General features: G+C 72.2%; 23 protein-coding genes. 4 read left to right on the plus strand and 19 right to left on the minus strand.

What is annotated here, in order from left to right:
• From ACTWP5_RS06005 to ACTWP5_RS06045, 9 genes are all read right to left on the minus strand, one after another.
• The coding region (locus ACTWP5_RS06005) for a glucuronyl esterase domain-containing protein (RefSeq protein ID WP_443219685.1) at window positions 1–488 on the minus strand (488 nt) is incomplete at its 3' end.
• Between the two features lie 284 nt (window positions 489–772).
• Complete coding sequence (locus ACTWP5_RS06010) at window positions 773–946, minus strand: hypothetical protein (RefSeq protein WP_443219957.1); 174 nt, start codon at window positions 944–946, stop codon at window positions 773–775.
• On the minus strand, window positions 907–1,479 hold the full coding sequence (locus tag ACTWP5_RS06015; RefSeq protein ID WP_443219942.1) for a zinc finger domain-containing protein: 573 nt from the start codon (window positions 1,477–1,479) through the stop codon (window positions 907–909). The genes ACTWP5_RS06010 and ACTWP5_RS06015 overlap by 40 nt, the downstream gene beginning before the upstream one ends.
• Window positions 1,480–1,789: 310 nt before the next feature.
• Window positions 1,790–3,544, minus strand: coding sequence for an FtsX-like permease family protein (locus ACTWP5_RS06020; protein WP_443219686.1), 1,755 nt, complete (start codon window positions 3,542–3,544; stop codon window positions 1,790–1,792).
• Window positions 3,545–3,615: 71 nt separating this feature from the next.
• Window positions 3,616–4,353 (minus strand): ABC transporter ATP-binding protein, encoded by a 738-nt coding sequence (locus tag ACTWP5_RS06025; protein WP_443219687.1) that lies wholly within the window; start codon window positions 4,351–4,353, stop codon window positions 3,616–3,618.
• The gene (locus ACTWP5_RS06030) at window positions 4,350–4,877 is read right to left on the minus strand and encodes a PadR family transcriptional regulator (protein ID WP_443219688.1); all 528 of its coding nucleotides are present in this window, start codon (window positions 4,875–4,877) and stop codon (window positions 4,350–4,352) included. Before ACTWP5_RS06030 ends, ACTWP5_RS06025 begins: the two co-directional genes overlap by 4 nt.
• An 18-nt stretch (window positions 4,878–4,895) precedes the next feature.
• A complete protein-coding gene (locus ACTWP5_RS06035; RefSeq protein ID WP_443219689.1) occupies window positions 4,896–5,099 on the minus strand; it encodes a hypothetical protein in 204 nt (67 codons plus the stop codon).
• Entirely contained in the window at window positions 5,069–6,301 is a 1,233-nt protein-coding gene (locus tag ACTWP5_RS06040) for a transposase (protein ID WP_443219690.1), read from the minus strand. The genes ACTWP5_RS06035 and ACTWP5_RS06040 overlap by 31 nt, the downstream gene beginning before the upstream one ends.
• Before the next feature lie 251 nt (window positions 6,302–6,552).
• On the minus strand, window positions 6,553–7,047 hold the full coding sequence (locus tag ACTWP5_RS06045) for a DUF4158 domain-containing protein (protein ID WP_443219691.1): 495 nt from the start codon (window positions 7,045–7,047) through the stop codon (window positions 6,553–6,555).
• Between the two features lie 259 nt (window positions 7,048–7,306).
• Between ACTWP5_RS06045 and ACTWP5_RS06050 the strand changes: the two genes are divergently transcribed.
• The gene (locus ACTWP5_RS06050; protein WP_443219692.1) at window positions 7,307–7,717 is read left to right on the plus strand and encodes an SRPBCC family protein; all 411 of its coding nucleotides are present in this window, start codon (window positions 7,307–7,309) and stop codon (window positions 7,715–7,717) included.
• A 45-nt stretch (window positions 7,718–7,762) separates the two neighbouring features.
• Here the strand turns inward: ACTWP5_RS06050 and ACTWP5_RS06055 are convergent, their stop codons facing one another.
• Window positions 7,763–8,965, minus strand: coding sequence for a hypothetical protein (locus tag ACTWP5_RS06055; RefSeq protein WP_443219693.1), 1,203 nt, complete (start codon window positions 8,963–8,965; stop codon window positions 7,763–7,765).
• Window positions 8,966–9,078: 113 nt separating this feature from the next.
• A complete protein-coding gene (locus ACTWP5_RS06060; RefSeq protein WP_443219943.1) occupies window positions 9,079–11,061 on the minus strand; it encodes a serine/threonine protein kinase in 1,983 nt (660 codons plus the stop codon).
• A gap of 165 nt (window positions 11,062–11,226) precedes the next feature.
• Between ACTWP5_RS06060 and ACTWP5_RS06065 the strand changes: the two genes are divergently transcribed.
• The gene (locus ACTWP5_RS06065) at window positions 11,227–11,961 is read left to right on the plus strand and encodes a TetR/AcrR family transcriptional regulator (protein WP_443219694.1); all 735 of its coding nucleotides are present in this window, start codon (window positions 11,227–11,229) and stop codon (window positions 11,959–11,961) included.
• Between the two features lie 15 nt (window positions 11,962–11,976).
• Here the strand turns inward: ACTWP5_RS06065 and ACTWP5_RS06070 are convergent, their stop codons facing one another.
• From ACTWP5_RS06070 to ACTWP5_RS06105, 8 genes are all read right to left on the minus strand, one after another.
• Entirely contained in the window at window positions 11,977–13,146 is a 1,170-nt protein-coding gene (locus ACTWP5_RS06070; protein ID WP_443219695.1) for an aldose epimerase family protein, read from the minus strand.
• An 89-nt stretch (window positions 13,147–13,235) separates the two neighbouring features.
• Window positions 13,236–14,483, minus strand: a complete 1,248-nt coding sequence (gene mmsB / locus ACTWP5_RS06075; RefSeq protein WP_443219696.1) for a multiple monosaccharide ABC transporter permease — start codon at window positions 14,481–14,483, stop codon at window positions 13,236–13,238.
• A gap of 4 nt (window positions 14,484–14,487) precedes the next feature.
• On the minus strand, window positions 14,488–16,200 hold the full coding sequence (mmsA, locus tag ACTWP5_RS06080; RefSeq protein ID WP_443219697.1) for a multiple monosaccharide ABC transporter ATP-binding protein: 1,713 nt from the start codon (window positions 16,198–16,200) through the stop codon (window positions 14,488–14,490).
• A 47-nt stretch (window positions 16,201–16,247) separates the two neighbouring features.
• Window positions 16,248–17,366, minus strand: a complete 1,119-nt coding sequence (gene chvE, locus ACTWP5_RS06085; protein ID WP_443219698.1) for a multiple monosaccharide ABC transporter substrate-binding protein — start codon at window positions 17,364–17,366, stop codon at window positions 16,248–16,250.
• A 103-nt stretch (window positions 17,367–17,469) separates the two neighbouring features.
• Window positions 17,470–18,504 carry a hypothetical protein gene (locus ACTWP5_RS06090; protein WP_443219699.1) on the minus strand — a complete coding sequence of 345 codons (1,035 nt, stop codon included), beginning with the start codon at window positions 18,502–18,504 and terminating at the stop codon, window positions 17,470–17,472.
• A 137-nt stretch (window positions 18,505–18,641) separates the two neighbouring features.
• A complete protein-coding gene (locus ACTWP5_RS06095) occupies window positions 18,642–19,793 on the minus strand; it encodes a zinc-dependent alcohol dehydrogenase (RefSeq protein WP_443219700.1) in 1,152 nt (383 codons plus the stop codon).
• Window positions 19,794–19,803: 10 nt separating this feature from the next.
• Window positions 19,804–20,967: a mandelate racemase/muconate lactonizing enzyme family protein gene (locus tag ACTWP5_RS06100; RefSeq protein ID WP_443219701.1), complete on the minus strand. Its 1,164-nt coding sequence runs from the start codon at window positions 20,965–20,967 to the stop codon at window positions 19,804–19,806.
• 397 nt (window positions 20,968–21,364) lie between these two features.
• On the minus strand, window positions 21,365–22,360 hold the full coding sequence (locus ACTWP5_RS06105) for a GDSL-type esterase/lipase family protein (protein ID WP_443219702.1): 996 nt from the start codon (window positions 22,358–22,360) through the stop codon (window positions 21,365–21,367).
• A 137-nt stretch (window positions 22,361–22,497) separates the two neighbouring features.
• Between ACTWP5_RS06105 and ACTWP5_RS06110 the strand changes: the two genes are divergently transcribed.
• Window positions 22,498–22,995: a DUF3145 domain-containing protein gene (locus tag ACTWP5_RS06110; RefSeq protein WP_443219703.1), complete on the plus strand. Its 498-nt coding sequence runs from the start codon at window positions 22,498–22,500 to the stop codon at window positions 22,993–22,995.
• Window positions 22,996–23,240: 245 nt separating this feature from the next.
• A complete protein-coding gene (locus tag ACTWP5_RS06115) occupies window positions 23,241–23,924 on the plus strand; it encodes an HAD family hydrolase (protein WP_443219704.1) in 684 nt (227 codons plus the stop codon).
• Window positions 23,925–23,940 lie beyond the last annotated feature (16 nt).

A 23,940-nucleotide genomic window follows, 5' to 3' on the forward strand; every position in this document is an offset into this window, starting at 1 on the left:
ATGGTGGTGGTGTCGGCGCCGAAGCCGCCGTAGACGATCACGGCGGGGAAGGGTCCGGTGCCGCTGGGCAGCGAGACCGAGGCGGAGAAGCTGGCGCTGCGGCCGTTGTCCGACACGTTCACCGTGACCTGGCTGTTCGTCACGGTCCCCGTGACACTGTCCGGCGGCGCCGGCTTGTCACCGTAGACGTGCCGCTCCGCCATCTCCCGGATCTCCGCCCGCCGGCACCGCCACTGCTCCTGGGTGGTGACGGGCGTGCCGTTCTGGGTGACGAACGGGTCGGGCAGCTGCGAGCTGGAGATCGGCGAGCCGGGGGAGACGGGGCAGTCGGCGCCGTCGTCCTCGACGGCCCCCTGGAACGGCGAGGCGGTGGTCGTGGGGCTGCTGGCAGCGCCCACCTGCGTGGTGAGGGTGGTGACGACGAGACTCGCGACAGCCAGGAAGACCGCCGCGGCCCATCCCCAGGGCCGCTTTCGATGAGAGCGCATGGTGTGTGGGGGAACCTTCCATGTGAAGGCGCCAGCCTGCAGAGTGGCCCCGCCCGTCAAGGCGGCAGAGACAACGCCACCGAGACTGGACTCATACACCTGCCGACGCACGTCTTCGCGGGAAACGCGCCGGACCACGATGTTCTTCGAAGCAGCCCCCGGGCCCCGATCGCGGCCCAGTACACCGGGAACCGTACTAGGCTGTTTGTTCGACCCGCAACCCCGCCGAAACGGCCCAGTAGTCCTAGCTCAGACACCAGGGGACAAATAACCCGCCGGTAGCTTCAGGCGCTCGAAGCTACCTCTGCGGTCTGCTCGTCGTGGTTGCGGAGCATCCGCATGACCGTGGCCGGCGAGGGGTGTTGGCCCTCCTTCTTCCCCGTGGTGATGACGAGCTTCGCGGCCATGTCCCGCAAGCTCAGCCCCTGATCCCGGTAGTGCAGGGCCATGGCGAGCATGTCCGGGTCGGCGACGGTGGCGCCGCCGATGGTCTTGCCGCGCTTACGGGCGGACTCGTGGCCCTCCAGGGTGCGGTCGCGGATCTACTCGCGCTCCATCCCTGACAGCGCCGCGAGCACGGTGAACACCACCCCGGAAGGGTCGTGGGAGCCCTGCAACTCGCCGGTGAGGAACTCCGCCCGACCTCGAACGCCTTGAGCTCCTCGGCGAGGGTGGCGAGATCGATACCGCGGCCGAGGCGCTTGTGCTCGTGTACGACCAGCGTTACCGCGACGCCGGAGGCGCGCAGTTCCCGCGCGAGCGTGACGGCCTTGTCCAGCTCGGGCCGCTTCACGGCCCGGGTGGAGATCCGCTCCGCGATGACGCGGGTGACCCCGGCCTTCGCGAGGGATCGAGCGTACGGGCGGGGTGGGGACGTGAGGGTCTTGGCGAGCTGAGGCACCAGGCGGAAGCGCGCGGTGTGGTACTTCACGGCCACCTTGCCCTTGCCGGTTCGGCACGGCGAGCCGGCCGGGGCGGCGCAGGACGACATCGGGCAGGCGTGCGCCTCAACGAGCGCGTGGGGGTCCGGATTCACCCCCGGATCGTTTCATGAAGGTGTTGCAGAAGGCCCGCCGTTCGCAACAGCTCATGAAACATGATCGCCGCAGGTGAGTGCCTCGGCGACGGACTGTTTCACAGGCGAACGCCTGAAACAGTCCGTCTTCCAACGGCGTTGTGTCAGTTGACCGTGACGATCACGTGCACCGCGATGGCGACGGCCTTCACGTGGTGGTCTCCGTATGGGCTGTCCTTCCCGGAAACCACCGGACCATGGGCAAGATCCAGCAGACCTGCTCGCATCATGCGAGCTCGGCTTTCAGGGTCTCGGTCACGGCGCGGCGGCCGCCGAGGCGGGCGGGGACCGCGGTGAGCGCCGCCACCACGAGCACGGTTGCCAGCGCCAGGGCGGGCAGCTGCCAGAGTGCGGGAAGCGCGGCGTTGTCGCTGTCGGCGCCGGTGATCGCGTTGATGCCGGCGAGCAGTATCCAGCCGGCCGGGAAGATGCCCAGGATCGCCCCGACGAGCGCGGGCAGCACCTGCGCGATGGCCAGTGCCGTGCTCACTTCACGAGGCGTGGCGCCCAGGGCCCGCGTCAGCGCCGACGCGTGCCGATTGTCCAGCACCGTCGCCCAGGTGATGACGATCGCGTTGACCGCCGCCAGGGAGAGCAGGATGACCGTCCAGACCAGGAGCACGTGCCGCAGCGTCTGCACCTGGTCCTCGGTGTATCCGCCGGTTTGCGTCTGAGAGCTGAGGAAGGTGTTGAGGACCAGCAGGATGTAGATCCCGCTGACCGTGACCGCGATACTGGCCACGCCCAGCGCCACCCGTCGCGGCCGGCGGGCGGCGACCCGCAGCGCGAGCATCAGTGGAACGGGCATCTGCCTTGAGGCGGAGATCAGCCAGCCGGTGCGCCGCGGCGGACGTGCCGCGTCGGCCAGTGCGCTGACCGTGCTGGAGCGGGCCGCGCGCATGGCCGGGACGGCGGTGGCCACCACCGCGACCCCGAGCGCCACGGCGGTCACCACAACGATCGTGGATCCGGTCAGCGACGCCGTCCCCGCGCTGCCGACGAGTCCGGCACTGGACTCGGTGAGCAGCGGAGCGGTCAGCGCGCCGATCGCCAGCCCGGCCGCGGCGGCGACGAGGGCCACGAGGACATACTCCGCGAGCAGCACGGCGGCGACCAGCCCCGGTGTGCCGCCGATCGCCTTGAGGAGTCCGACACGCCGAGTCTGGTCGGCCATTCGGCCACCGACGAGCACGGCGAGACTGGCCACGGCGAGCAGGCCGAGCAGCCAGGCGCCGATCAGCAGCAGGATCTGGGAGTCCTTGGCCAGGTCGGTAGCGTCGGAGCGGATGCTCTGCCAGCTCTGCACGAAGCCGTCGCCGCCGTAGCTGTCGACGAACGCCTGGGCGTCGGCCGGATCGGCCAGCTTCAGGTTCATCACATAGGACAGGGAGTTCGGGTCGGTCGCGAGGCTCCGCACGTCCGCCTGAGTGAGCCAGACCAGCCCGGGGTTGTGCAGCAGCTCCGTGGGCAGGTTCTGGTCCTGTGGGATGGCGCCGTGGATGCAGCCGACGGTAACGAAGCAGGACGTCCCCGGGTACGGCGGGCTGGCCGCCGTGACCGCGACGCCGACGACCTCGAACGACCCGCCGCCCAGGGTCACCGTGTCGCCGACGCCCACGTCGAGTGAGTCGGCGAAGGCGGCCTCGAGTACCGCGCCGCCGCCGCTGACCCAGCTGCCCTTCGTCACCGCTGGCTGATCGACCGCCACTTCGGCGGTGTCGCGCCCGATGACCTGCACATCCGACGTCCTGCCGGACGCCTGGAGCTTCTCCGAGGTGACGGGGTACGGTCCGCTGTGTGCGGTCACTCCTGAGGCGGTGGCCAGTTGCTGCAGGCGGGAGAGGTCAGCCGCGTAGGCGACCGCGTCTGGGCCGTTGGTCGCCGCCCGAGTGGTCTCATACGGGTCGCTGGCCGCGTCGCGCAGCACGAGCCCGAGGGTCAGTGTCGTGGTGGCCGCCATGATGGCGATCAGCAGCAGCACGGCCTCGGTGCGCCGCCGCTGCAGGTCACGCAGGGCCAGCCGGGCCACGAACAGGATGCGTCCCATCGCTCTCAGCCCTCCAGGCCGACGAAGGCACCGAGCTGCCCGGAGCTGCCACCGGTCAACCGGGTCTCGTCGACCAACGCGCCGTCGCGCATCGAGATCAACCGGTCCGCGGTGGCCGCGATCCGCGCGTCGTGGGTGACGATGACCAGCGTCTGCCCGGCCTCGTGCAGGCGCTCGAAGAGCCGCAGGACCTCGGTGGCGGCGGCGCTGTCGAGATTCCCTGTGGGTTCGTCAGCGAGCACGATGGCCGGCTCATTACTGAGCGCACGTGCGACTGCGACCCGCTGGCGCTGGCCACCGGACAGCGCGGAGGGCAGGAAGTCGGCCCTGTCGGCGAGCCCGACCCGCTCCAGCAGTTCGACGGCCCGTCGGCGGGCCGCCCGCGGCGAGCGTCCGGCCAGCAACGCCGGCAGCTCGACGTTCTCCACAGCCGTGAGCTCCTCCATCAGGTGGAAGGCCTGGAAGACGAAGCCCACATCGGTGCGCCGCATCCGCCCCAGCGCCCTCTCACCCAGCTGGTCGATGCGTCGCCCGGCGAGCCACACCTCCCCACCGCTCGGCCCGTCGAGGCCGCCCAGCAGCTGCAGCAGCGTGGACTTCCCACAGCCGCTCGGCCCCATCACCGCCACCGTCTCGCCTGCAGCGACGTCCAGGTCGACGCCGTCCACGGCGCGCACCAGACCCGTCCCCTTGCCGTATTCCTTGCGCAGTCCGCGGGCGCGCAGTACCGCCCTGTCGTTCATGATCTGTTCCCTCGACCTGTCCAGTTCTGTTCGCATGCCTCGAGCCAGCGCAGATCCGCCTGCAGCCGCAGTACGACGCCTTCCAGTAGCAGTGCCGCGTCCGAGTGCTCCGGCTCGGCCAACGCGGCCCGCTGCGCGTCGCGCAGCCGGCGCAGCAGTTCGCGGCGCTGCGTGTCCACGATGCTCAGCGGGTCGGCCAAGCCGGCAGCCGCGGCCGCGATCAGCTTGAGGTGGAACGCCGCCAGGTCGGGCTTGGGCCACCCGGTCTCCGCCAGCCACTCGGTCACCCGCTCCTGCCCGGCCGGGGACAGCGTGTACACCTTGCGGTCCGGGCGGTCCGCCGCACCGGCCGACCGCTCGCACACCACCAGGCCCGCTTTCTCCAGCCGGGTCAGCGTGACGTAGATCTGCCCGGCGTTCAGCGACTGTCCGAGCGGGCCGAGTGCGTGACGGAGCCGGGTCCGCAGCTGGTACCCGTGCGAGGGTTCCTTCGCCAAAAGTGCCAGCACGACTTCCTGCTGCACGACACACCTCCCTAACCGTTATCCATATAGATAACCGTTATCTAGCGCCATGGCAAGTCTCATCCCCGGGCGGGTGGGCAGCACGGCCGGCCAGCCGTCGGCGGTGAACTGGCCCAGCCGGGTGCCGTCCGCCTTCGCGATGGTGAGCACCGTCGCGCCGGGCGCCGGCGTGACGGCCTTGGAGACCTCGTTCAGGGCATGCAGGGCGAAGGCGATGGCCAACTCGGCCCGTCGCTGAAGGTGACGCCCTCGGCGCCCGTCCAGCGTCCGTACTGCTCCGGGTGCTCGGTCATCGTGGCTCCGTCGTCGTTCGGGTGGCGGCATCCGCCGGCGTGCGGGGGGCCAGGCACGGTCAGCCCCAGGTCGAGGCACGTGTCCATGTCCAGACGGAAGGTGCCGTAAGGGTTGACGTTGGACCAGAACAGCGCGGTCAGGCCGCGCCGGTCCTCGTCCGAGAGCCTCTTTGTCCAGGCCGGCTCGGCGAGGGCCTGCTGCAGCAGCAGCGTGTTGACGTGGACGAGCGCGGACTGCAGCAGGTGCAGGGCGAGCATCGAGGTTTCGGCGTGTTCTCTGTCCGGGCCGGTCAGAGCGCCGTCCTTGCCGTAGTGGAACACAGTGTTCGCGCTGTTCCAGTTCTCCACGACCTGTAGCCCGCCGTGGATCTCACGGCGCAGGTCGGGGCTGGCGAGGTAGTCGCAGGCGAAGATGGCGCGTACGGCGCGGCCGAGTTCTTCGAGTGCCTGGTAGATGGGGTGCTTGGGGCCGCCGCGGGTGAAGCGGCGCAGGACCTGCTCGGACTCCGCGGTGCCCAGGCGGAGCGCGGTGGCGTACTTGACCATCTGGCCGTACTGCTGTGCCATCAGGTCCCACTTGATCGTGCGGGTCAGGGGAGCACCGAGGGCCGGCCAGCCCGGCGGGGCGTCGTCCGGGCGGTACAGGCGGATGCTGCCGATGTTCTTCAACCTCGGCGGCAGCCGGAAGTTCAGCAGCTCGGTGAAGGCGAACCCGACCACGGAGGCGCCGTGGGTGTCGACGTAGTTGGCTTCGATCTCGACGTCGGTGCAGTGTCGCAGCAGGCCCTCCATCATCGCCGCGACCTCGGACGACGAGCAGCTCCTGAGCTGGGAGTAGATGCAGACGTTCTTCATCTCCACGTGCCGGTAGATCATCACGCCGTTGCCGCCGGAGCGGGCGTGATACTCGGTCATGAAGGTGGACGACCAGGACCCGAACCTCTTCGAGTCCGACGCGCACGCCGTGCCCTGGCCCCACCATGCGGTGTCGCGGGCGTCGGAGGTGGCCTTGACGAGCTTCGTCACGGCGGCGCGCAGGTTGTCGACGGTGATGAAGTGCCGGCGCACGTGCCGCAGCGCCGCCTCCGTCTCGCCGTGTTCGACGGTCGCCACGATCGCCCGGATGCCCATGTTCGTGCCCAGGGCGAAGAGGGCGAGCAGCAGCCGGCGCCGCGGACCTTCTTCAGCTCCGCCGGCAGCTGCTTCTCCACCCGCCGCTCCGCCCGGGTGTTGGTCTTCTGCACCAGGGAGATCAGCAACTCCACCAGGGCATCGGTGATCTCCGTCTGCCGCGACCAGCACAGGGCCGCGAGCAGCGTGATCTGCACGTCCTCGGCGGTGTCACGGAAGTCCGACGGATACATCGTGATCGCCCGCGCCCGTCAGGGGGACAGCATCTTCTCCGAACAGTCCGCGAACAACTCGGCCGGCAGCCCGAGCTCCCGCACGGCGTTCACTTTGGTGATCTCCGTCAGCAGCGAGTCCAGTCCCACCGCGCCCGGATCCCGCTTCAGCGCGGCCAGCAGCGCGGTGCCCTCGTCGTTGCCCTCCGCCACCAGCTCGACCGGGCACACCTCCGCCGCCAGCCAGACGGTCAGCGACTCCTCATCCGCCAGCGTCGCCGGCCGGAACCCAAGCGCTTCGCGGATCTGCTTCCGATGCCGCTTCGGACCCCGCAGGTCGTACTCCGCCAGCTCGCCCGCCGGCACCTTCACCAGCTCAGCCACGTACTCCACCGCCGGCTGCGGGAACTCCTCGACGAACTCCGGGAACCGGCCCTCGATCTCGAAGAACTTCAGCATCAGGCAGAAGCCCAGCCGGGTCGGGCCGGACTTGTTCGCCACCAAGTCCCAGTCGCCGTCACCAGCGTCCAGCACGCCACCACGTCTTCCGGCGACCACTCCTGCCGCACACCCCGCCCCTTCGCCGTCGACCTTCCAGCCCTTCGCCCAGACGGCTCAACGAGCATCCCGACGCCGGGCAACGGCGAATCCGAGCCACAGAAACCTACCGGCGAGTTACTTGTCCCCTGGTGTCTGAGCTAGGACTACTGGGCCGAAACGTGGCCGTACCAGCGGCCGTACCGCGCGGCCGTGCCCCCCGCGCGCCCCGCGCCGGGCGCGGTAACGTCGCGTCATGAATGCGACGAACCCGCGCTCACGGCACATCAGCACCCATGTCGACCGGCCCCTCCAGCACGTCTACGACTTCGCGGCGGACCCCCACAACCTCACCGTCTGGGCGGCCGGGCTCGCCCGTTCCGTCGAGGAGGGCGAGGACGGGCGGTGGCTCGTGGACTCGCCCATGGGGCGGGCCGTGGTGGTGTTCGCGCCGAGGAACGCGTTCGGCGTCCTCGACCACGCGGTCACGCTGCCCTCGGGCGAGACGGTCCACAACCCCATGCGGGTCCTCCCGGACGGCGACGGCTGCGAGGTGGTGTTCACCGTGCGGCGGCGGCCCGGGATGAGCGAGGAGGAGTTCGAGCGGGACGCGGCGGCGGTCCGGGCCGACCTGGACGCGCTCAGGCGGGTGATGGAGGAGGGCTAGCGGTCCCGGTGTGGTCCCGGCGCGGTCCCGGCGCTCGGCCCGACGTCAGTCCTGCCAGTAGAACAGCAGGTCGCGCACGGGAAGCGGCTCGCGATCGCCGAAGAAGTAGACGCACAGGCCCGTGACGGTGAGCGAGGCGAGGGGCTCCTCGATCCAGCGGAAGCCGGCCGCCTCCAGGTACCGGCGCGGGCCGGCGGGGTGGTCCTCGCCGCTGACGAACGGACCGAGGGAACTCACGGATATCGCGCCGCCGCGGTAGGCGATGACGTCGTAGGTGCCCCCGCCCGAGCCGTGCAGCTCGCCGCAGGGGACGGGCGGCCGGGGGATGAACGCCCTGCCGACGAGCACCGTGCTCGCGCGGAAGCTCCACGACGTGTGGGGCCGGGGCGGCGCGACGGTGCAGATCGCCTCGACGCGCCAGCGCGGATCGGTGCGCGTGGTGCACCGGGGCACGTACGCGTGGACGATCGCGGAGCGGACGTCCTCGGGGAGGCCGTCGACCTCGACCCGGGGGCGGCCCAGCGCCCTGTGGATCGCGCGGACCTCGGAGCGGTCGCCGGTGAGGCGGTGGAGGGCGCAGGCCGCCCACAGGCTTGCCTCCGTCGTCGGCGCCCGGTCGAGGAAACGGCGCAGGCGGTCGGGGTCGTCGACGCGTTCGTGGGCGAGGTGGGCGACGCGCACGTCGGGGTCGGCGAGGGCGTCGGTGACGTCGCCGCCCCGGCGGTGGCGGAGACGGACCAGGAACGCCCGGTCCTCGGGTCGCTCCTCGCCCACCTCGGCGGCGAGCGCCTCGGCGCCGTGGTGCGCGAGCAGCGCGTCGAGCCCCTCCTCGCCGAGCAGGCGCCAGCGGCGCCACTCGTCGTGGGCGAGGGTGGCCAGCGGGCGGGCGGCGGTGAGGTCGCCGGCCAGGCCACGGGCCCTGAGGATCGCCTCGGCCAGGCCGAAGGACGACCTCGTGGTGGAGCCGGGGTCCCGCAGCCACGGCAGTAACTCGGCCCGGTGCGCGAGAACCCCGAGCAGCGCGACGCGGACCTCCGTCACGTCCCCGTCGTCCCGCACCAGGTCGAGCAGCGCCGGCACGAACGCCTCCGGCACCCTGCCGGCGAGCGCCGCGGCGCAGGGCTCGCGGCGCCACCACGGGTGGCTCGTCTCCAGCACGTACCGGGCGAGCTCTTCGGGATCCACCTCCACCAGCGCGTCGACGTCGGGTTGGAGGGCGGCCGGTATCAGGGCCTCGATGGTCTCCACGCGGCCATGCTAAGGGTGGCGGGCTGGCGGCCGACGACAACCTGGCCGGGGGTGTCGCGGGGCGTCGCGAGCCCGCTGTGGCCGACGGGCACGGCCCGTGGGCCGTGCCCGGGTCAGAGCCAGCGCCAACACATCGTGTACCCCAGGTCGGGGAAGTCCGGGTTCTGCCACCAGGTCGAGCCGTCGTTGCCGCAGAAGCCGGGGTCGTTGTAGGTGCTGGTGCGGCCGGTGACGATGACGTTGGCCGAGGCGCAGTCGGCGGCGAAGTGGAAGGAGCGGGTGCCGCCCGACTCGGACATCACCATGCAGTGGTCGACGCTGGCGCGGCCCGCGTCGTCCGGGTAGTTCATCGTCAGGCACAGGCGCCGGTTGAGCGCGGGCCAGCCGCCGACCGTGTAGTGCCGGCCGTGGTGCCAGGTCTGGCCGTCGCAGTGGTCCCAGGAGCTTCGGCCGTCGTAGACGCCCACGACGGTGAAGTTCCCCGTCTGGCAGTCCTGTTCCGTCCAGTAGGAGCCGCCCTCCTTCGGCCCGTAGACGCAGTCGCCGACCTCGGCGTGGTACGCGGTGCCGTTGGCGTGGTGGTAGCTCAGGCAGAGGGTGCGCCCGAAGGAGGGGTAGTTGATGGCCCAGTCCGCGTCCTCGGTGCCCTGGCAGTCGTCGGGGTCGGTGCTGGCGTCGATGATGCTGACGGCCTCGAAGGCGCCGTCGCCGCAGGTGGTGGGCTCCAGCTCCATGTTGCGCATGGTGCCGTGGTTGTGGAAGCAGTCGCCCTCGACGGCCAGTTCGACCGGGTCCGGCTCCGGGGTGGTGGGCTCCGGGTCCGGCTCGGGCTCGAAGGTGGCCTCGTCGGTGTCCGTGTCGTCGATGTCGGCGTCGGGGTCCCAGTCGGGGGAGTCGTCGTCCTCGGCGGTCCACGACGGAGAGGGGTCGGGCGTGGCGCCGGCCTCGGAGCCGCCGTCGCTGTCGTCGGAGGACTGGGCGACGGCGAAGACGACGGCCGCGACGATGGCGAGGGCCGTGAGGAGGGCCCCCGCCGGGCTCGCCCGCCGCGGCCGGGCGGGGGGCGGCGGCGTCGGGGGAGCGGCGGGCGTCGTGGGGGAGGAGGGAGGCGGCTGCGGGGTCGTGACGAGGGTCGGGGTGGGCGCGGACGGGACGGTGACGGTGGGGGAGTCGGAGCCGGGGAGGCGGCGGCGGACCTCGTCGCGCTGCGCCTCGGTGAGGGCGTGGACGGCGCCGGGCCACACGCGGGCCGGCGGCGCCGGCTCGGGGAGGCGGCCCACCAGGTCCAGGACGCCCGAGGCGTCGGGCCGGGCCTCGGGGTCCTTGGCCAGACAGGGCTCGACGACGCGGCGCAGCCCGGCCGGGAGGGTGCCGAGGTCGGGGGTGGCGTGGACCACGTTGTACAGGGTCTGGGGGATGCCGCGGCCCTCGAACGGGTTGGCGCCGGTGGCGGCGAGCACCAGGACCGTGCCGAGCGCGAAGACGTCGCTGGCGGAGGTGAGGTCGCGGCCCTCGGCCTGCTCGGGCGACATGAAACCGGGCGCGCCGATGACCATGCCGGTGTGGGTGACGGTCGTGGTCATGGTGTGGCGGTGGGTCGTGGACTGGCCCTCGGCGGCGCGGACGATGCCGAAGTCGATGACGCGCGGGCCGTCGTCGGCCAGCAGCACGTTCGACGGGGACAGGTCGCGGTGAACCAGGCCGGCCGCGTGGATGTCGCGCAGGGCCGCCGCGAGGCCGGCCGCGAGCCGCAGCACGGCGTCCTGCGGCAGCGAGCCCACGGCGTCCAACGCCTGGCGCAGCGAGGGGCCGTGGACGAACTGCGAGGCCAGCCAGGGGACGGCCGCCTCGGTGTCGGCGTCGACGACGGGCGCGGTGTGCTCGCTGGTGACGCGGCGGGAGGCGGCCACCTCGCGGCGGAAGCGCTTGCGGAACTCGTGGTCGCCGGCGAGGTGGTCGTGGACGCGCTTGATCGCGACGAGCGCGCCGCGCGGACCGGTGGCGAGGAGGACGCGGCCCATGCCGCCCTCGCCGAGCACGGCGCACGCGCGGTATCGGCCCAGCGTGCGCGGATCCGAGGCCGCCAGATCCTCCATCACGAACCCCTCCCCCGAGAAGAACCCGAACCAGCCGGTAGAATTCCGGAGTTTTCTGGAACGGCTTTCTAGAAATACTCTCTAGATTGTGTTCCGACGTCAACAAGTGTTCGACGCGGGCTGGTTGGTGACCGTGGAAGACCGTGGAGAGGTCGGAGACGAACGGTGGCAGAGCGGACCCAGGCTCAGGCGCCGCCGAAGCAACGGCGCGGCCGTGACACGGTCGAGCGGCTGCTGCGCGCCGCGCTCGCGGTGTACGACGAGGCGGGGCCCGAGGGCTTCACGCTGACGGCGGTGACCGACGCCTCGGGCGTGAGCGTCGGCAGCCTCTACCACCACTTCGGCAGCTTCGACGGACTCGCGGCCGAACTGTACGCGCGCGCGTTGGAGGACCTGTTCGACGCGGTCACCGCGGCGGTGCGCGCCGCCGACGGCCCCCGCGCCGCCGTGCGCGACGGCGTCACGGCGTACCTGCGCTGGTCGGGCGAGCACGCCGTGCGGGCGCGGATCATCCACGCCTCGCCCTACGCCGGGTACCTGCGCCCCCAGACCGCGCGGCTGCGCGAGGGGCGGCAGGCGCGGCTCGGGCTGCTGCTGGAGGCGCTGGCGCCGCACCTCGGGGCGGCGGGCATCCGGCCGATGCCGCCAGCGGTGCTGGAGACGCTGGTGGTCGGCCCCGTGACCGTCGCGGTGACGCGGTGGCTGGACGGGGTGCCGGGCTTCGACCTCGACGAGGCGCTGCGGCTGCTGCCCGACCGGGTGTGGGCGTCCGTGCGCGGCCCCGACGCGGAGCCGGCACCGGAGCCGGCAGCCGAGCCGGCATCGGAGCCGGCACCCGACCCGGACGCGGCGTGGCCGCCCGCGGCCGGACGAACCGGCGACGGGCGGCCACGCGGGTGACGCGGGCGGCCCCGCTCAGCGGGTGCCGAAGGTGTGGACCGTGGTGGAGCGGTAGGTGTCCCCGGGACGCAGGACCGTGGACGGGAAGCCCGGCTGGTTCGGCGAGTCGGGGAAGTGCTGCGTCTCCAGGCAGAGCGCGTCACCCTGACGGTAGGTCAGCCCCGAGGTGCCCACCAGCGTGCCGTCGAGGAAGTTCCCCGAGTAGAACTGCAGGCCCGGCTCGGTCGTCGCGACGTCCATCGTGCGGCCCGATATGGGCTCGTGGACGCTGGCGGCCGGCTCCGGCTCCTCGGTGATGCCCTTGTCCAGGACGAAGTTGTGGTCGAAGCCCTGGCCGTGGAGCACCTGCGGGTGGCTGACGCGGATGTCGCGGCCCACCGCCTTGGTCCGGCGGAAGTCGAACGGGGTGCCCGCCACGTCGGCCAGTTCGCCCGTGGGGATCAGGGTGGCGCCCACGGGGGTGAAGCGGGAGGCGGCGATCCTCAGACGGTGGTCGTGGACGCCGCCGCTGCCCTCCCCGGCCAGGTTGAAGTAGATGTGCGAGGTGAGGTTGACGACGGTGGGGGCGTCGGTGGTCGCGAGGTAGTCGATGCGCAGGGCGCCGTCGTCGGTGACGGTGTAGGTGACCTCGACGTCGAGGGTTCCCGGGTACCCCATCTCGCCGTCGGGGCTGACGTACCGCAGCACCAGCGCGGACCGACCGCTGGGCGTGACCTCCCACACCCGCTTGTCGAAGCCGATGTCCCCGCCGTGGAGGCTGTTGGGCCCGTCGTTGAGGGGCAGCTGGTACGTGGTGCCGTCCAGCGTGAAGCGGCCCTCGGCGATGCGGTTGCCGTAGCGGCCGATGAGGGCGCCGAAGTACGGGGAGTCGGTGACGTAGGGGTCGAGGGTGTCGAAGCCGAGCGAGACGTTGGCGTAGCGGCCGGCGCGGTCGGGGAGCTCCAGGGACTGCACGATGCCGCCCAGGGAGAGCACCTTCACGCGGGTGCCGCCGTTGCTGAGCGTCCAGCGGTGGACCTCGGTGCCGTCGGCGAGGCGGCCGAACAGCTCGCGGCGCGGCGCGCCGCCGTGGCCGCCGCCGTGGCCGGCGCCGTGGGCGTGAGCCGCCGGGGCACCGGCCGCGGCGGCGGCGCTCAGGCCGGCCGCCGCCGCGCCGGTGATGACGGCTCTTCTCGTGGTGGACATGGGATTCGCGGCTCCTTCGTGAGGTGGTCAGCTTGCTGCCGTGCGTGTACTGCCGTGCGTTGCTGCCGTGCGTTGCTGCCGTGCGTGTGTCAGGAGGTGGCCCGGCGCTTGTTCCAGATGTCGAAGGCGACCGCGGCGAGGAGCACCAGGCCCTTGACGACCTGCTGCCAGTCCTCGCTGATGCCCACGAGCTGCATGCCGTTGTCCAGCACGCCCAGCACCAGACCACCGATGACGGCACCGAGCACGGTGCCCACGCCCCCGCTCATCGAGGCGCCGCCGATGAACGCCGCCGCGATGGCCTCAAGCTCGAAGAGGTTGCCCGCGCCGGGGGTGGCCACACCCAGCCGGGCCGTGAAGACGCAGCCGGCGAGAGCCGCCAGCACGCCCATGTTGACGAAGACCAGGAAGGTGACGCGCGCGTCCTTCACGCCCGACAGCTGCGCGGCCTGTCGGTTGCCTCCCAGCGCGTAGACCTGCCGGCCGATGACGGCGTTCCGCATCACGAAGCCGAGGAGGATCAGCACGCCGCCGAGGATCAGCAGCACCACGGGGGTGCCGCGGTAGCTGGCCAGGGTCATGGAGAACGCCATGACGGCGGCGACGATCGCGGCGCACTTGAGCAGGAACAGGCCCGTGGGCAGCACCTGGAGCTCGTAGAGACGCTGCTGGCGCCGCTTGCGCCACTCCTGGAGGACCGCCACCGCGCAGACCGCGATCCCGAGCAGCACCGTGAGGTTGTGGTAGTTCGTCTCCGGGCCGACCTCGGGGAGGAAGCCCTGACTGATGTCGTTGAAGCCGCCGGGGAACGGCGAGAGGGACTCGCCGTCGAGGATGATGCGCGTCGCTCCGCGGAAGAGGAGCATGCCGGCGAGGGTGACGATGAACGACGGTATGCCGACGTACGCGATCCAGAAGCCCTGCCAGGCGCCGACCGCCGCGCCGATGGCGAGGGCGATGACGAAGGCGAGCTGCCAGGGCATGTCGTGGTCGACCATCATCACGCCGGCGGCGGCGCCGCAGAAGCCGGCCACGGAGCCCACCGACAGGTCGATGTGGCCGTTGATGATGACGATCATCATGCCGATCGCCAGGATCAGGATGTAGCCGTTCTGGGAGATGATGTTGCTGACGTTCCGCGGCAGCAGCAGGTCGCCTCCGGTCCACACCTGGAAGACGATCACGATCAGTGCCAGCGCCAGCAGCATGCCGTACTGCCGCATGTTGGTGCGGACGTTGCGCAGCAGGACGCTCAGGGCGTCACGCGGGGCCTCGGAGGACGTGCCGGGCGGTGGCGGGCCGCCGGCCTCCTTCTTGCCAAGGGTGGCCTGGTCCATGGCGTCAGTCTTCTTCCGTTGCGGTGTCGGAGGAGCCGGCGGTGTCGGCGCCGCCGGCCGTGGGGACGGTGTCGGCGGGGTCCTCGGCGAGCGGGGTGGTGACCGGGCGGCTCGCCGTCATCAGGCGCATCAGCGACTCCTGGGTCGCATCGGCGCGGTCGAGGACGCCCGTCACGCGGCCGGCCGCCATGGTGCAGATCCGGTCGCACAGGCCGAGGAGCTCGGGCAGCTCCGAGGAGATCAGCACGATCGCCTTGCCCTCGGCGGCCAGCCGGTCGATCACGCCGTAGATCTCCGACTTGGCGCCGACGTCGATGCCGCGCGTGGGCTCGTCGAGGATGAGCACCGACGGGTCGGCGTTGATCCAGCGGCTGAGCACGACCTTCTGCTGGTTGCCGCCCGACAGCCGCCCCGCCTGCTCGAAGACGGTCGGCGTCTTGATGTTCATCGAGGTGCGGAACCGTTCCGCCACGCGGGTCTCGGCGAGTTCGTCGACGAGGCCGCGCCGGGCCACCCGGGGCAGGGAGGCCAGCGAGATGTTCCGGCTGATGGTGTCGATGAGGTTCAGCCCGTAGGTCTTGCGGTCCTCGGTGACGTACGCGATGCCGTGACGGACGGCGTCGGACACCGTTCTGGTGGAGACCTCCCGGCCGTGGAGGGCGACCCGGCCGCGCTCGTACCGCCCGTAGGAGCGGCCGAACAGACTCATCGCCAGCTCCGTGCGGCCGGCCCCCATCAGCCCGGCGATGCCGAGGATCTCGCCGTGCCGCACCTCGAACGAGGCGCCGTCCACCACCCGCCGCGAGGAGTCGAGGGGGTGGCGGACGGTCCAGTCGGAGACCGACAGCGCCACCTGCCCGGCCCGTTCGCCGGTGTACGGGGTGCGGTCGGGGAAGTACTGCGTCAGCTCACGGCCGACCATGCCGCGGATGATGCGGTCCTCGGTGAGCTCGGCCGGCGCGCCGGGGGAGGGGCGGACCGGCAGGGTCTCGATGGTCCGCCCGTCCCGCAGGATGGTCACCGCGTCGGCGACCGACAGCACCTCGTTCAGCTTGTGCGAGATGAGGATGCAGGAGATCCCGTGGTCGCGGAAGTCCCGCACGAGGTCGAGCAGCTTGCGGCTGTCGGTGTCGTTCAACGCGGCCGTCGGCTCGTCGAGGATCAGGAGGCGGACCTCCTTGGCGAGGGCCTTGGCGATCTCCACCAGCTGCTGTTTGCCGACGCCGATCTCCGAGATCCGCGTCTGCGGGCGCTCGCCGGTCAGGCCGACCCGCCGCAGCAGCCGCTCGGTCTCCCGCAGCGTGTCGGACCAGCTGATCAGGCCGGCGCGGCGGGTGCGCTCGTTGCCGAGGAAGATGTTCTCGGCGATCGACAGCTGCGGGACGAGCGCCAGCTCCTGGTGGATGATGACGACGCCGCGGCGCTCGCTGGCGCGGATGTCGCGGAAGCGGCACGGCTGGCCCTCGAAGAGGATCTCCCCGTCGTAGGAGCCGTGCGGGTGGACGCCGCTGAGGACCTTCATCAGCGTGGACTTGCCCGCGCCGTTCTCGCCGCAGACGGCGTGGATCTCGCCGGGCCGCACCGACATGCTGACGCCGTCAAGCGCCCGCACGCCGGGGAAGGTCTTCGTGATGTCGCGCATCTGGAGGACGAACTCCGAGGGCGACGGTGGTGGCTGTGGTGGCTGTGCTGACGGTGGTGGCTGTGGTGGTGCCATGACTCAAGCGCTCCTGGTCTCCGATCGCCGGCCTGGGCCGCCCGCCGTCAGTTCTCCAGCTCCTCGGCGGTGTAGTACTCCTCGTCGACGAGGGTCTGCCAGTTGGAGGCGTCGATGCTGACCGGCTCCAGCAGGTAGGAGGGCACCACCTTCACGCCGTTGTCGTAGCTCTCGGTGTCGTTGGCCTCGCACTCGTCGCCCGCGAGCAGGGCCTCGCCCATGGCCACCGCCTGCGTGGCGAGGTCACGGGTGTCCTTGAAGACGGTCTGGGTCTGCTCGCCCGCGATGATCGACTTCACGGAGGCGATCTCGGCGTCCTGGCCGGTGATGACGGGGAAGGGCTGGTCCTGCGTGCCGTAGCCCACGCTCTTGACGGAGGAGAGCACGCCGAGGGAGATGCCGTCGTAGGGGGAGAGGATGGAGTCCAGGCGCTCGGTGCGGTAGTCGGCGGTGAGGATGTCGTCCATCCGCTCCTGGGCGGTGGCGCCGTCCCACCGCTCGGTCGTGACCTGGTTGAGGTCGGTCTGGCCGCTGCGGACCTCCAGCTGGCCGCTGTCGAGGTACGGCTGGAGCACGTTCATCGCGCCGTTGAAGAAGTACCGCGTGTTGTTGTCGTCGGGGGAGCCGGCGAACAGCTCGATGGTGAACGTCTCGTCCGGGTTCTCCTCCAGACCCAGCTGGTCGACGATGTACTGCCCCTGGAGCTGGCCCACCTGCTCGTTGTCGAAGGTGGCGTAGCAGTCGACGTTCTCGGTCTCCATCAGCAGCCGGTCGTACGCGACGACCGGGATGTCCGCGTCGGCCGCCTGCTGGAGCACGTTGCCCAGCGAGGCGCCGTCGATGGCGGCGATCACCAGCAGGTTCACGCCCTGCGCGATCATGTTCTCGATCTGGCTGATCTGGTTGTCGATCTGGTCCTCGCCGTACTGGAGGTCGGTCTCGAAGCCGGCGTCCTCGAAGAGCCGGACGATGTTGTCGCCGTCGGCTATCCACCGCTCCGACGAGCGGGTGGGCATGGCGATGCCGACGGTGCCGCCGCCGTCACCTCCGCCGTTGCTCTCCGAGCCTCCCTCGGAGTCCTGACCGCAGGCGCTGGCGGCCAGGGAGAGGGTGAGGGCGGTGGCCACGGCGGCGGTGACGCGGCGGGTGGTTCGGGAACGAGACATCTCGGGAGCCTTTCGGGTGTCGAAGCCTGGTGGCGCGGTTCGTCAGGACTCGGATGTGGCGCACGTGCGGAGGGTTCGGTGACGTGGGGTCGGGGACGCGGGGTCAGGGACGCGTCGCGTCCGGGGACGTGGGGGCGGGGACCGCCGGGGCGGCGGACTCGGGAGAGGCGGTCTCGGGCGACGGGAAGCGCCGCAGCGGGCCGGGGAGCCGGGACCCCGGCGCGGCCATGTGGCCGTCCGAGCCGAGGCGTGCCAGCAGGTCGAGGGCGAGGCGGCCACGGCGCACGCGCTCCCTGGCGGTGTCCAGGGTGACGTCACGCATGTGGGCGCCGTAGGGGTAGATGCCGGGCGCCTTGCTCAGCCCGAACTTCAGGTAGATCGGCGCACCGCGGCGGATCAGCTCGGCCGCGTCGTACATCCGGACGTAGCCGCCGAGGTCGTCCGGGGCCTCCAGGTAGAAGTCGAGCGGCACGCGGCTGACCCGGCGGATCTCGGTGAGGTGCTCCAGCGTCAGGTCCGAGGGGATGTTGACCGAGTCGGCGCCGAGGCCCTCGTGGACCGCGACGGCCGCCGGGTTGACCGGGCCGACCAGGGCGGAGACCTTGAACGTGGTGTCGGCCGGCAGGACGCCGCTCGCCCGCAGCCGGCTGAGCACCCACAGCACCCCCTCGTCGGCGACGAGCAGGCAGCGCACGCCGAGCTCGCTGGCCCGCAGCGCGTCCTCCACACAGCCGGCGACGGCGCTCTGGCCGCGGGCGCGCAGCCCGGCGCCGCCGGAGAGGGTCCTGGTGCCGGCGCCGATGTCCCAGGTGCCGCGCGGCCCGGTGAACAGGCACAGCTCGACGCCGGCCTGGGCGCAGGCGTCGACCATCTCGGTGATCTCGGCGTCGGTCAGCATCCACACGCCGCTGCCCTGGCTGACGCGGTGGACCGGCACGCCCAGCTGGGCGGCCTCCTTCAACACGGCGTGCAGCGCCTCGGGGCCCTCGACGGAGGGGATCTCGGTGCGCCATCGGCCGCCGTCGGGGAAGGCGTGCGGAGAGGCGTCGGCGGGGTCGTCCGCCGGGGCTGCGTAGCCGAGCGAGGCCAGCGCGGCCTCGCCCGGTCGGCGTGGTGTGGCAGAGGCGGACTCAGACACGATGCGCAGTGCTCCGTTCAGGATTGTTGGAACCGTAGGTGAGTGGGTTTGGTTTCGAAAGAATTCGACAGGTCACGGTTTCGCCAGGTCCGCAACGCTCCACGCTGAGAGATGCCGACCGCCGCGCGGGGTGACGGCTAGGGCATCAGGAGCACCTTGCCCACCTCAGGGTCCCCACCTCCGACCAGGGCGACGGCCTCGCCGAAGGAGGCGAGCGGCAGCCGGTGGGTGATCAGCTCGGCGGGCCGGAGCAGGCCCTGCCCGAAGACCCGGGTGGCGTACGACCAGGCGGCCGGCGTCGCGCCGAAGACGCCCGCCACGGTCAGCTGGCTGAACGCCAGGTGGATCGGGTCGATGCCGTGCGCGCCCGGCTCGGGCAGGCCGGTGAGCACCACGCGCCCGCCGCGCCGCGCCAGCAGGCAGGCCGCCTGGGCGGTGCCGGCCGCGCCGGCGGTCTCCACCACCAGGTCGTACGCGCCGTGGAGGTCGTCCGCCTCGGCCGGGGTGGCGGTGACGGTCGCGCCCATGGCGGCGGCGCGCGTGAGCGCCTGCCCGCGCGGGTCGAGCGCGAGCAGCTCCGCGGGGGAGGAGGCGGCCAGCAGCTGCACCGCCAGCAGGCCCAGCGTGCCGGCGCCCACCACCGCGATCCGCTCGGCGGCGCGCGGCGCCGCCCGCAGCACGGCGGCGGCGACCACGGCCGCCGGCTCCAGCAGGGCGGCGGCCGTCAGGTCGGCGTCGTCGGCCAGCGGGTGCAGCAGCCGGGCGGGCAGCACCAGGTAGTCGGCGAAGGCGCCGGGCTGGGTGAAGCCCGTCTCCTCGTACCCGGCGGTGCACAGGCTGGTCTCGCCGGCGTGGCAGCGTTCGCAGTGCCGGCAGGCGCGGAAGCCCTCGCCCACCGTCCTCCTGCCGGCCAGCGCCGGGTCGACGCCCGCGCCGAGGGCGTCGACGGTGCCGGACCACTCGTGCCCGGGGACGACGGGGTAGCGCACGTAGTCGGCGGCGCGGGTGCCGTCGTACAGCTCCCGGTCGGAGGCGCAGACGCCGGCGGCGTGCACCGCCACCCGGACCTCTCCCGGGCCCGGGAGAGGGACCTCGCCGTGCACCAGGCGGTGGGTGCCGGGCCGGTCCACGACGACGCTGCGCGCGCCGCCGTCCCCACGCCCGTCGCTCCCGCTCGGCCCGCTCGGCCCGTTCCGCCCGCCCTGTCCGCCGCCTCGTTCACCGGTGCCGCTCCCGCCGCCCGCGTCGCTCTCCCCGCCGCTCCCGCTCCCGCTGCCTGTGTCGATCATCGAGCGCCGCTCACTTCCCCGTGCCCTCGCGCTTCTCCCAGCCCTCGGCCCACAGGTCGAACCGGGCCTGCTGCTGCGGGAACTCCGCCGCCGCGTCGGTGTCCAGCTCCACGCCGAGGCCCGGGGCGTCCGACAGCGTGAAGTACCCGTCGACCACCTCGGGGGCGCCGCGCACGACCCGCTTGATCTCCGCGTCGGCGAAGTCGTTGAAGTGTTCGAGGATCTTGAAGTTCGGCGTGCAGCCGGCCAGCTGGAGGCTGGCGGCGGTCAGCACGGAGCCGCCCACGTTGTGCGGGGCGACCAGCACGTAGTGGGTCTCGGCGGTGGCCGCGAGCTTGCGCATCTCGCCGATGCCGCCGAGGTGCCCGAGGTCGGGCTGGATGATGTCGGCCGCCTGCGACTCGAACAGCTCGCGGAACTCGATCCGGTCGTGGATGCGCTCGCCGGTCGCGATCGGCAGCGTCGTCTTCTCCGCAACCTTCGCGAGGGCCTTGAGGTTCTCCGGCGGCACCGGCTCCTCGATCCAGGAGGGCGCGAAGCGCTCCAGCTCCTTCGCGAGCCGGATCGCGGTGGCGGGGGAGAAGCGGCCGTGCATCTCCACCAGCAGCTCGGCCTCGGGGCCGATCGCGTCGCGGACGGCCTCGACGAGGGAGATCGAGCGCAGCGACTCGGCGTGGTCCAGCTCGAAGCTGCCGGTGCCGAACGGGTCGAGCTTCAGCGCGCGGTACCCGCGCTCGACGACGATCTTCGCGGCGGCGTGGAACGCCTCGGGGCTGCGTTCGACGGTGTACCAGCCGTTGGCGTACGCCTTGACGCGGTTGTCGGAGGCGTCGGCCCTGCCGCCCAACAACTGCCAGACGGGCACGCCGAGCGCCTTGCCCTTGATGTCCCAGCACGCCGTCTCGACGCAGGCGATGCCGGACATGACGATCTCGCCCGCCCGGCCGTAGTCGCCGTACTTCATGCGGCGGACCAGGTCCTCGACGGCGAACGGGTCGGAGCCGACGACGTGGTTGCGTTCCGCCTCCCGCAGGTACCCGAGGAGGGCGTCGGTGTGCCCGAGCATCCTCGTCTCGCCCACGCCGGTCAGTCCCTCGTCGGTGTGGACCTGGACGTACGTGAGGTTCCGCCAGGGGGTGCCGACGACGTGCGTGCTGATTCCCGTGATGCGCACGGCAGCCAAATCCTTCGGTCTCGGATGTGTGTCGTGTTCGATATTTCGTCAATCGTTCGAAATGCTGGCGTGACGGTAATGAGCGCGGGCTCGCGCTGTCAATGGTTACGGCACTCCGGGCCGCTTGGGAACCACGCCCCGCCGCGGTGGCGGAGACCCGGCGGCCGTCCCGGCGTCCCCGGCGGGTGTCGCGACACCCCGCGAGCCGTCCCCGTGAGGCTCCTCCGCGCCCCACGGGGGCGTCGGCCGCCGGCCCCTCGGGCCGACGCGCGCCCGCGCCGCGTCGGGCGGTGCCCCCGCGGCGCGGAACAGTGCGGGGAGAAGCCCCGGGGACGCCGCTCGCCGGGCCCCGGGGCGAACGGCGGGACTGCTGCCGTCAGCCGTCAGTCGCCGGCCGTCAGTCGCCGGCCGTCACGTCCGTCACGACCTGCTCGTACGCCAGGGCCGCGAGCTGGCGCTGGCCCTCCTCGCCGGGGTGGAACCAGTCCCAGCTGCTCAGGTGCTCGGTGGTGAAGTCGTAGTCGAACACGGCGCCGCCGTCGTAGCGGCACAGCGGGTCGTCGGCGCAGACCTCGGCCAGCACCGCGTTGTACTCCCGGACGCGCTCGCGCACCGCCTCGCGTCGCGTCGTGGCCGCCGCCGAGTCGTCGGCGGCGTCGCCCAGCATCGACGGGCACAGGCTCGCCAGCTGCCACACCGCCCGCGCCGTCGAGGACCGGCTGCCCTCCTGCCACAGCCGCATCAGGTCCGGGACGCTGGAGACGTAGATCTGCGTCTCGGGAGCCCCCTCCCGCAGCGCCGTCACCGCCTCGGTGAACGCGTCCTCGAACGCCGCGACGCTCGTCATCGACGCCACGTCGCGGGCGCAGGCGTCGTTCGCCCCGATCAGGACCGTCACCAGCTGCGGCTCGTGCTCGGCCGCGCGCCGTGCCTGGTCGGCCAGGTCCTCGACCCGCGCGCCGCTCTCCGCGAGGTTCCACGTGCGGCCCGCCAGGCTCCCGCCGCCCAGCAGCTGCCGCGCCAGGCTCTCCACCTCGGCGTCGGTGCCCGTGGCCCACGACGCCTCGGGACAGTCCGCCAGCAGCGAACAGGTGTCGAAGCCGCGCGTGATGGAGTCCCCGATCGCCGCCAGTGACGACGGGCTCGTGTCCCAGTCCTGCTCCGCGGGCGCGGCCTGCCCCTCGCGCGCCGCGCTCCCGCCGCCCCCGCTCTCGCCGCCGTCCTCCGGAGAGCCCGGGGCCGCCGGCGCGCGGGAGGACGGCGAGGAGTCGGCGAAGCCGGAGGGGGAGGAGGACGTGGAGGAGGAGCAGGCGGTGCCACCGAGCAACGCGGCGGCGACGGTCGTGGCCGTCGCGGCGAGCGTCAGGGTGACGGGTCGGCGGCGGAGGTGCATGCGTTCCCCTTCATCCCTGCCCTGGCGCGGTACGTTGGGTCCCGGCGCTGGCCGGCGCCCGACGGGCCCCTCCTCAGCGTACGAGATGACCTCCCGTCAGCCGTTGCTTATCCGAGGGTGAGAAGGAGCACTCACCGATGACGACGCGTGGCGTCCTCTACGTGCACTCCGCGCCGCGTGCGCTCTGTCCGCACATCGAGTGGGCCGTGGCCTCCGTACTCGGCGGTCGCGTCAGCCTGGACTGGACCAGACAGCCGGTGGCGCCCGGCACCTGGCGTGCCGAGCTGTCCTGGCAGGGCGAGGTCGGCACCGCCTCCCGCCTCGCCTCGGCGCTCCGCGGCTGCCGGCTGCTGCGCTTCGAGGTCACCTCCGAGCCGTGCGCCACCAGCGAGGGTGAGCGCTTCAGCTGCACGCCCGAGCTCGGGATCTACCACGCCGTCACCGGGATGCACGGCGACATCATGATTCCCGAGGACCGGCTGAGGGCGGCGGCGGCGCGGGCCGAGCGGGGTGAGAGCGACCTGCTGGCGGAGATCACGCAGCTGCTGGGCAAGCCGTGGGACGACGAGCTCGAACCCTTCCGCCACGCGGGGGAGGGCGCGCCGGTGCGCTGGCTGCACCAGGTCGTGTCCTGAGCCGGCGCGTCCGCGGTGCGTTCGTGGCGCGTTCGTGGCGCGTCCGTGGCGCGTTCGCGGCACGGCACGAACGCGTCCCGTCGCGTCACCCGTGCCGCCTCCCCTCGGGGAGCCGCCGGCCGTGGTGAACGGCCGGCCGCCCTGTCGGGCTGCCCGAAGAGGTAGGCCGACCTCGCCTTGTCGGCCGGTGACCCCGGGGAAATCCTTGCCGTGCCGGGTAATCCACCACTGGGGTGAGGCGGGTCGTGAGTACCTTGGGCCGTTCGGCCTTCTTCGACGTCGACGAGACACTCATCAGGACGAAGAGCATGTTCGCGTTCCTGCGCTTCTGGATGGCGCGGAACGGCGAGTCGGACGCCGCCTACGAGGCGGTGATGACACGGATCAGGTCCATGGCCGCGGACGGCGTCCCCCGCGACCGGATCAACCGCGCCTACTACCGGCACTTCGCCGGGGTGCCGTCGCGGGAGCTCACCGAGGCCGGCCGCGAGTGGTTCGCGGCCTACCGGGCGGAGCCGGACGCCTTCGTCGCGGCCACGGTGGCGGCCATGGCCCGCCACCGCGCGGCGGGGGACCTGGTGTGCCTGGTCTCCGGCTCGTTCCGGGCCTGCCTGGACCCGGTGGCCGAGGAGGTCTCGGCGGACGTGGTCCTGTGCACCGAGCCCCTCGTCGACGAGGCGGGACGGCTCACCGGGGAGGTCGCCGTGCCCATGATCGGCGACGCGAAGACCGCCGCCGTGGCGGCGACCATGACCGCCCTGCGCGTGCCGCCGAAGGAGTGCGCAGGCTACGGCGACCACCTCTCCGACCTCGGGATGCTGCGGCTCGTGGGCAGGCCCCACGTCGTGGGCGTCGACCCCGCGTTGGTCGAGCACGCCAGGGAGCACGGCTGGCCGGTGCTGCCGGCGGAGCCCGCCGCCCTGGTGTGAGCCGTCGGTCCCTCGG

Source organism: Streptomyces sp. 4N509B (genome assembly GCF_052245655.1).
Lineage (GTDB): Bacteria > Actinomycetota > Actinomycetes > Streptomycetales > Streptomycetaceae > Streptomyces.

Bases quoted from the DNA above. Each gene is read 5' to 3' on its own strand.
- ACTWP5_RS06010 (WP_443219957.1), bottom strand. From the start codon at position 946: ATGCTCGCCATGGCCCTGCACTACCGGGATCAGGGGCTGAGCTTGCGG.
- ACTWP5_RS06015 (WP_443219942.1), bottom strand. From the start codon at position 1,479: ATGTCGTCCTGCGCCGCCCCGGCCGGCTCGCCGTGCCGAACCGGCAAG.
- ACTWP5_RS06025 (WP_443219687.1), bottom strand. From the start codon at position 4,353: ATGAACGACAGGGCGGTACTGCGCGCCCGCGGACTGCGCAAGGAATAC.
- ACTWP5_RS06040 (WP_443219690.1), bottom strand. From the start codon at position 6,301: ATGGGCATCCGGGCGATCGTGGCGACCGTCGAACACGGCGAGACGGAG.
- ACTWP5_RS06050 (WP_443219692.1), top strand. From the start codon at position 7,307: ATGAATGCGACGAACCCGCGCTCACGGCACATCAGCACCCATGTCGAC.
- ACTWP5_RS06060 (WP_443219943.1), bottom strand. From the start codon at position 11,061: ATGGAGGATCTGGCGGCCTCGGATCCGCGCACGCTGGGCCGATACCGC.
- ACTWP5_RS06070 (WP_443219695.1), bottom strand. From the start codon at position 13,146: ATGTCCACCACGAGAAGAGCCGTCATCACCGGCGCGGCGGCGGCCGGC.
- mmsB (WP_443219696.1), bottom strand. From the start codon at position 14,483: ATGGACCAGGCCACCCTTGGCAAGAAGGAGGCCGGCGGCCCGCCACCG.
- mmsA (WP_443219697.1), bottom strand. From the start codon at position 16,200: ATGGCACCACCACAGCCACCACCGTCAGCACAGCCACCACAGCCACCA.
- chvE (WP_443219698.1), bottom strand. From the start codon at position 17,366: ATGTCTCGTTCCCGAACCACCCGCCGCGTCACCGCCGCCGTGGCCACC.
- ACTWP5_RS06095 (WP_443219700.1), bottom strand. From the start codon at position 19,793: ATGATCGACACAGGCAGCGGGAGCGGGAGCGGCGGGGAGAGCGACGCG.
- ACTWP5_RS06105 (WP_443219702.1), bottom strand. From the start codon at position 22,360: ATGCACCTCCGCCGCCGACCCGTCACCCTGACGCTCGCCGCGACGGCC.
- ACTWP5_RS06110 (WP_443219703.1), top strand. From the start codon at position 22,498: ATGACGACGCGTGGCGTCCTCTACGTGCACTCCGCGCCGCGTGCGCTC.